This window comes from Nesterenkonia massiliensis (assembly GCF_000455245.1).
Taxonomy (GTDB): domain Bacteria; phylum Actinomycetota; class Actinomycetes; order Actinomycetales; family Micrococcaceae; genus Nesterenkonia; species Nesterenkonia rhizosphaerae.
In genome coordinates, this window is record NZ_HG005173.1 from 14,456 (window position 1) to 20,081 (window position 5,626).

Here is a 5,626-nt window from a genome sequence, read left to right on the forward strand (position 1 = left end):
CGAAAGCGGCAGCCACATGCAAGGGCTGGTGCGGGATTCCGGCCTGCAGCTGCGCAATGGCCTGCTCACCCGGGTAAGCGCCAATGCCGGGGATCTCGGCGGTGCCGTGCTGCTCACCGGGAAGAAACACCGAGCCGGCTTCAAAAAGGGCGAGATCCCCGAAGCCGCGAGAAACATTGCGGCGCAGCGCATCCAGAAGCCCCGGCAGGATGCTGGTACGCAGCGTGGGGTACTGGCTGGCAATAGGGTTCACCAGCCGGATCACCGGCATGGGCTCCTCAGACTCCTCGGGTCGGCCGAACAGGGTATTGGCCTCCTCGGACAGGAACGGATAGGACAACACCTCCGTCAGTCCTGCCGCAGCCAAACCTGAATACACCTGACGACGACGCTGCTGAGCCTTGGTCAATCCCCGGCCAGCCGGTGCCACCGGAAGCCGCGACGGGATCTGGTCATAACCGACCAGGCGCGCGATCTCCTCCACCAGCGACTCGGGGAACGTCAGATCCGGTCGCCAGCTGGGCGGGGTCACATGCAGCACACCCTTCTGCTGGGCCTCCACCACGGCGCCGATGGCGCTGAGCGTCTCGGTGATCTGATTCAGCCCGTAGGGCACACCGGTGAGACGCTGGGGCAGCTCAGTATTGAGCTCGATGACCTCAGGAAGAGCCGGATCTCCCACCTGAGTCACCGCTCCGGCATCAGTACCACCGGCAAGTTCCACCAGAAGGTCAGCGACCCGCTGTGCGGCAATGGCTGGAAGCAGCGGATCCACGCCGCGCTCGAAGCGTTTGGCCGCTTCGGAAGGCAACCGGTGGCGACGCTTGGAACGGCCAACGCTGATCGGATCGAAGTGCGCAGCTTCCACCACGATGGTCGAGGTGCTGCTGGAGACCTCCGCGCGGGCACCGCCCATCACCCCGGCAATACCGAGGGCGCCGTCGTCGTCGGCGATCACAAGATCCTCAGAATGGAGCTCACGTTCCTTATCATCTAGGGTCACCAGCTTCTCGCCGGCCTGCGCTCGCCGAACCCGAATGGCGCCGCTGAGCTTATCGGCGTCATAGCAGTGGTTGGGCTGTCCCAGCTCCAGCATCACGTAGTTGGAGATATCCACCGGGAGGCTGATAGGACGCATTCCCGCCAGCCGCAGACGCGAGGCCATCCATGTGGGGGTCGGAGCGTCCGGGTTCACGCCGGTCACAGTCCGTGCCACGAAGCTGTCGCATCCAGGGGTGCCGTAGATGGGCGCGTGGTCCTCCAGGACGACCTCATAGCCCGGTGCCGCAACCTCCCCGACGGTGACCTGCAATGCCGGATCCGTGAAGCTGGTCGCTGTGGCGTGGGAGTACTCGCGGGCCACACCTCGAATGCTGAAGGCATAGCCGCGGTCGGGGGTCACGTTGATCTCTGCAGCCGAATCATCGAGTCCCAGAAGCTCGATGGCATCGGTGCCCGGCTCTGGGTCCAGGCCGAGAGTTCCAAGAACCAGGATGCCGTCGTGATCTTCGCCGATGCCGAGTTCGCGCACCGAGGCGATCATTCCGGCCGAGACATGCCCGTAGGTCTTGCGCGGAGTGATGCGAAAGTCCCCGGGAAGTACGGCACCGGGCAGAGTGACGACGACTTTGTCACCGACCTCGAAGTTGTGGGCACCGCAGACAATGCCCTGCACGCCTGAGGGATCGATGCCTTCACCGGTCAGCGGCTGAGGCTGCCCTTGTGGCGCGACACGGACCTGACACCAGTTGATGGTCTTGCCGTTCTTCTGCGGCTCAGGGTGCTTCTCCAGCACTTCGCCGACCACGATGGGCCCGGTCAGCTGATCGGAGGGCCGGTGGACGTCCTCCTCCTCCAGTCCGACCTTGACCAGCTCGGCCATGAGGTCTTCCGCTGTCGCGTCAGCGGGGAACTGGGTGTATTCCCGAATCCAGGAAAGTGGGATGCGCATTGGGTCCTCAGACCTCCATTCCGAAGTGCTGGCTGAAGCGGATATCGCCTTCGATCATGTCCCGCATGTCCGGGACGCCGTTGCGGAACATCAAGGTACGTTCCACGCCCATGCCGAAGGCGAAACCGGTGTACTCATCCGGGTCGATTCCAGCGGCTCGCAGCACATTGGGGTTCATCATTCCGCAGCCGCCCCACTCGATCCAACGCGGACCGCCCTTGGCGTTGACATCCCAGACGTCCATCTCAGCTGAGGGCTCGGTGAAGGGGAAGTATGCCGGGCGGAGTCGGATCTTGGCTTCATGTCCGAACATCTGCCGAGCGAAATGCTCCAGTGTGCCCTTCAGATCAGCCATGGTCAGGCCCTTGTCCACGGCGATGCCTTCAAACTGGTGGAAGACCGGAGTGTGAGTGGCATCGAGCTCATCAGTACGGTAGGTGCGGCCGGGGCACAGCACATAGGCCGGCAGCTCGCGATCCAGCAGGGCTCGGATCTGCACCGGTGAGGTGTGAGTACGCAGCACCAGGTGCGCGTCCTGGGGCTCCACGTAGAAGGTGTCCTGCATTTCACGCGCCGGGTGATCAGGAGCGATATTGAGCGCGTCGAAGTTGAACCACTCGGACTCGACCTCGGGACCTTCGGCGATTTCCCATCCCATGCCGATGAAGACATCGGCGACTTTCTCCTGCAGAACGTTCAGGGGGTGGCGAGCACCGAGAGTACGACGCCGCGGAGCCGCGGTGACATCTACGGTCTCTTCCACCAGGATCCGTTCAGCGTGCTCGGCCTCGAGGACTTCGGTCCGCGCAGCAAGGGCCTTCTGGATCTGCCCGCGGGCCGCGCCGAGGATCTTGCCCGCTGCGGATTTGTCCTCCTTGGCGAGGTCCTTGATCTGCCGGTTGGCGAGCACGATGGGTGCTTTGTCACCGGTGTGGGCCAGGCGGGCTGATTTCAGCTCTTCCAGGTCGGCGGCGGCGTCGAACGCTGCCAGTGCCTCGCTGACACACCGCTGAACGGCGGTCTCGTCAAGTGGATGGGGAGCGGCGACGTCGGCCCTCTCCCCCTGGTTCTCTGCCTCGCTGTTTTCGGGCGTGGACATTGTGCTCCCGTACGTGAATGGATGCTGGACAATCCCCGCTAGTTTATGCGGTGTGCGACTGCCCTGCCGACTTCAGCCCGGCTCGTCTCATTCTTCAGCACGGCTCGTCTCAATCCGTGGTGAGCTGGACCTCTGCGGCACCCTCTCGCCCTGAAGCCCACAGCACGAGATCTTCGACGTCGCCTTCGATATACGCCGGCGGGTCTGCACGGCGCCCGAGGGTCACCGGGCCGAATCCTGGTGCCCGATAGGTCAGCCTGTGGCGCTTTTTCCGGGCGGCAAGCGCAAAGAAGGTTTTGGTTGATTGGTTCCACAGCTTTCGCCGCAGCGCCTCAGAGATCGGGCGTTTCTGCTGCGGACTGTAATCAGGCTGAGCCCGCAGCACATCTTCGGTGTGGATATAGAACTCCGCACTGTTCATTAAGTCGTTGACGACTCGACGGCTGCTCGGTGACCAGCGTCCGGGACCCTCCGCTACTCGGTCCACCAGCTCGTCGTAGCTCAGTGCTTCCAGAGGTGCGAGGCGCCGTCGTCCCAGGCCACTGAGCAGCGGAAGCTGCGTGCTGAGTAGCGCATCTGGCCTGCGATCGCGGGTGACGATGTGCAGGGCGAGGTCCCGGGCTGCCCACCCCTGGCACAGAGTAGGTGCATCCGGGCTGACCTGGGAGAGCGCGGTGGCCAGTGAATGGCGCTCGCGTGCTGCAGTCGATTCCACAGCCTCAGTGTAGGCCCGGGACCACAGCCCGGGAATGTTTCCGGTGCTCAGTCGGCGGACTGGGCCATCAGGTGCGCATCCTTGTAGCCGAGGTAGCGCTCAGCATTGGCGTGCAGAGCGCGCACTTCCTCATCAGTCAGGCGGCGGCGCACCTTGGCCGGAACTCCTGCCACCAGCGAGCGGGGAGGGACTTCAGTTCCCTCCAGCACGACCGCCCCGGCCGCTACCAGGGACTCAGCCCCGATGACCGCCCGACTCATCACTGTGGCTGACATACCGATCAGGCTGTGGTTCCCGACGGTGCATCCGTGAACGACGGCGCTGTGGCCAACCGAGACGCCGTCGCCGAGCACACAGGGCGAGCCAGCATCGGTGTGCAGCACCACGTTGTCCTGAAGGTTGGTGCCCTCGCCGATTTCTATTCGGTCACTATCTCCCCGAGCTGAGACGCCGTAGAAGGCCGAGGAGTTGTGGCCGAAGGTCACGTCCCCGGTGATTGCTGCCGTGGGAGCGAGGAACACTCCTTGTCCGATCGTTGGCGTCTTGCCGTTGATAGTGAGCACGTGGGCCAAGGTTCACTCCTCCAGATGGTCGATTGCACAAGCGCCGTCGCGGATACGGTACGCACGGGTCATTCCGATAATGCCAGAAGGCGATCCGGACCAACTGCATTTATTTGTTGTTCCGGCTGGGTTGATTCGCATGCCTGGGCCATCAAAAGCATCGCTCGATGCTTGATCTGCACCACTGGACCGACAATTTCCTCATAGTGTGAGGTGTATCACTCTCTGCTTGAGTGAGCCGACAGACAATACCTGAGGGAAGCTGATGACGGATATATCGAGTCAACAATCCGAGACGATGTCGCACACGAACTCTTGGCGGCGTCATGGCCGCGCACTTGCCCGAAGCGGGGTTCATGGAGCCGATGGGAACCTCTACGGTTGCTGCGACACACTCCCCTGCCGCTGGCCCAGATCTGAGCCCCATCACGCGCTCCGTGCAGGTAACAGTCCGCGAGTTCCACCACGATGACCCGTTGATTGTGAGCCCGGAAGGTTCTTCCGAGGGGGAACGGCACTGCCGAATCCCCGCTGGACATCATGACGGCAATCGAACACGTCATTCCGGGGCAGGCTGTGGAACTGCTGGAGGGCACCTACCAGCCGTCCAGCACCATTCGCATCAACCCGGCCTATGCGGGCACCGAGGAGGCGCCTAAGACTCTGACCGCACGGGAAGGCGCCGAGGTCATCATCGACGGTCGCTCAGCGATCTCCGAGATCATGCGAGCCGACGCCGACCACTGGGTCATCTCTCACCTGGAACTCACCCGGGCAGCCGGTAACGGCATGCGCGCGCCTCACCCGAGCGGCAAGCGCTGAGTCGACCCCTTCCTGACCATCGGATGAGGTGGTCTTAACGGTGGCGCTGGAGACTTTCAAGGTCTTCAGCGCCACCGTTTTCTTCCGGACCGAGGAGTCGTCCCGCAGCACCGGTCAACCTCACCGTCATATGTTGACCAGTTGACCGAGTTTGGTGTCAGGCCCTGTCTTTAGGGTTGAAGTATGGACATCAACGCAGCAGCACGCGCTGCAGGGCGGGCTCGTGCCGGGGGAAGCCTGGCAGAGTCAGTGCTGGGTGCCGCTGCGGAGTTCTTCTTCAGCTCTGCTGCGAGAACGCCGCGGAGCTCAACACCAGCTGCTGCAGACCATGCCCGTCAGGAGTGGGGGCCGGTCGATTTCTTCGCACCCGGGGTCCTGCCGGTGGTGGCTACTCCCACTCCGCTAGAGACTCCGCTGAACCTTGATGCTGCCTTCATGGGAACGGGCCCCGCCGAGGGCGCTACTGCCTCTGGCGG

Annotated in this window: 6 protein-coding genes; 2 read left to right on the plus strand and 4 right to left on the minus strand. The window is 63.3% G+C overall.

Translation table 11 applies throughout. From position 1 onward, the window contains the following. The 4 genes from pheT to TX78_RS11265 all read right to left on the minus strand — a co-directional run. Positions 1 to 1,951, minus strand: a 1,951-nt coding sequence (gene pheT, locus TX78_RS11250; RefSeq protein ID WP_069956281.1) for a phenylalanine--tRNA ligase subunit beta, incomplete at its 3' end; no start/stop codon positions are given. Positions 1,952 to 1,958: 7 nt separating this feature from the next. After that, positions 1,959 to 3,050: a phenylalanine--tRNA ligase subunit alpha gene (pheS, locus tag TX78_RS11255; RefSeq protein WP_044496334.1), complete on the minus strand. Its 1,092-nt coding sequence runs from the start codon at positions 3,048 to 3,050 to the stop codon at positions 1,959 to 1,961. Positions 3,051 to 3,159: 109 nt separating this feature from the next. Further along, complete coding sequence (locus TX78_RS11260; RefSeq protein WP_044496335.1) at positions 3,160 to 3,765, minus strand: TIGR03085 family metal-binding protein; 606 nt, start codon at positions 3,763 to 3,765, stop codon at positions 3,160 to 3,162. A gap of 47 nt (positions 3,766 to 3,812) precedes the next feature. Further along, a complete protein-coding gene (locus TX78_RS11265; protein ID WP_044496338.1) occupies positions 3,813 to 4,337 on the minus strand; it encodes a gamma carbonic anhydrase family protein in 525 nt (174 codons plus the stop codon). A gap of 531 nt (positions 4,338 to 4,868) precedes the next feature. Here TX78_RS11265 and TX78_RS11270 point away from each other — a divergent pair. Together TX78_RS11270 and TX78_RS11275 are read left to right on the plus strand one after the other, a co-directional pair. Next, entirely contained in the window at positions 4,869 to 5,150 is a 282-nt protein-coding gene (locus tag TX78_RS11270; protein WP_044496339.1) for a hypothetical protein, read from the plus strand. Between the two features lie 183 nt (positions 5,151 to 5,333). After that, positions 5,334 to 5,626, plus strand: a 293-nt coding sequence (locus tag TX78_RS11275) for a hypothetical protein (RefSeq protein ID WP_199765283.1), incomplete at its 3' end; no start/stop codon positions are given.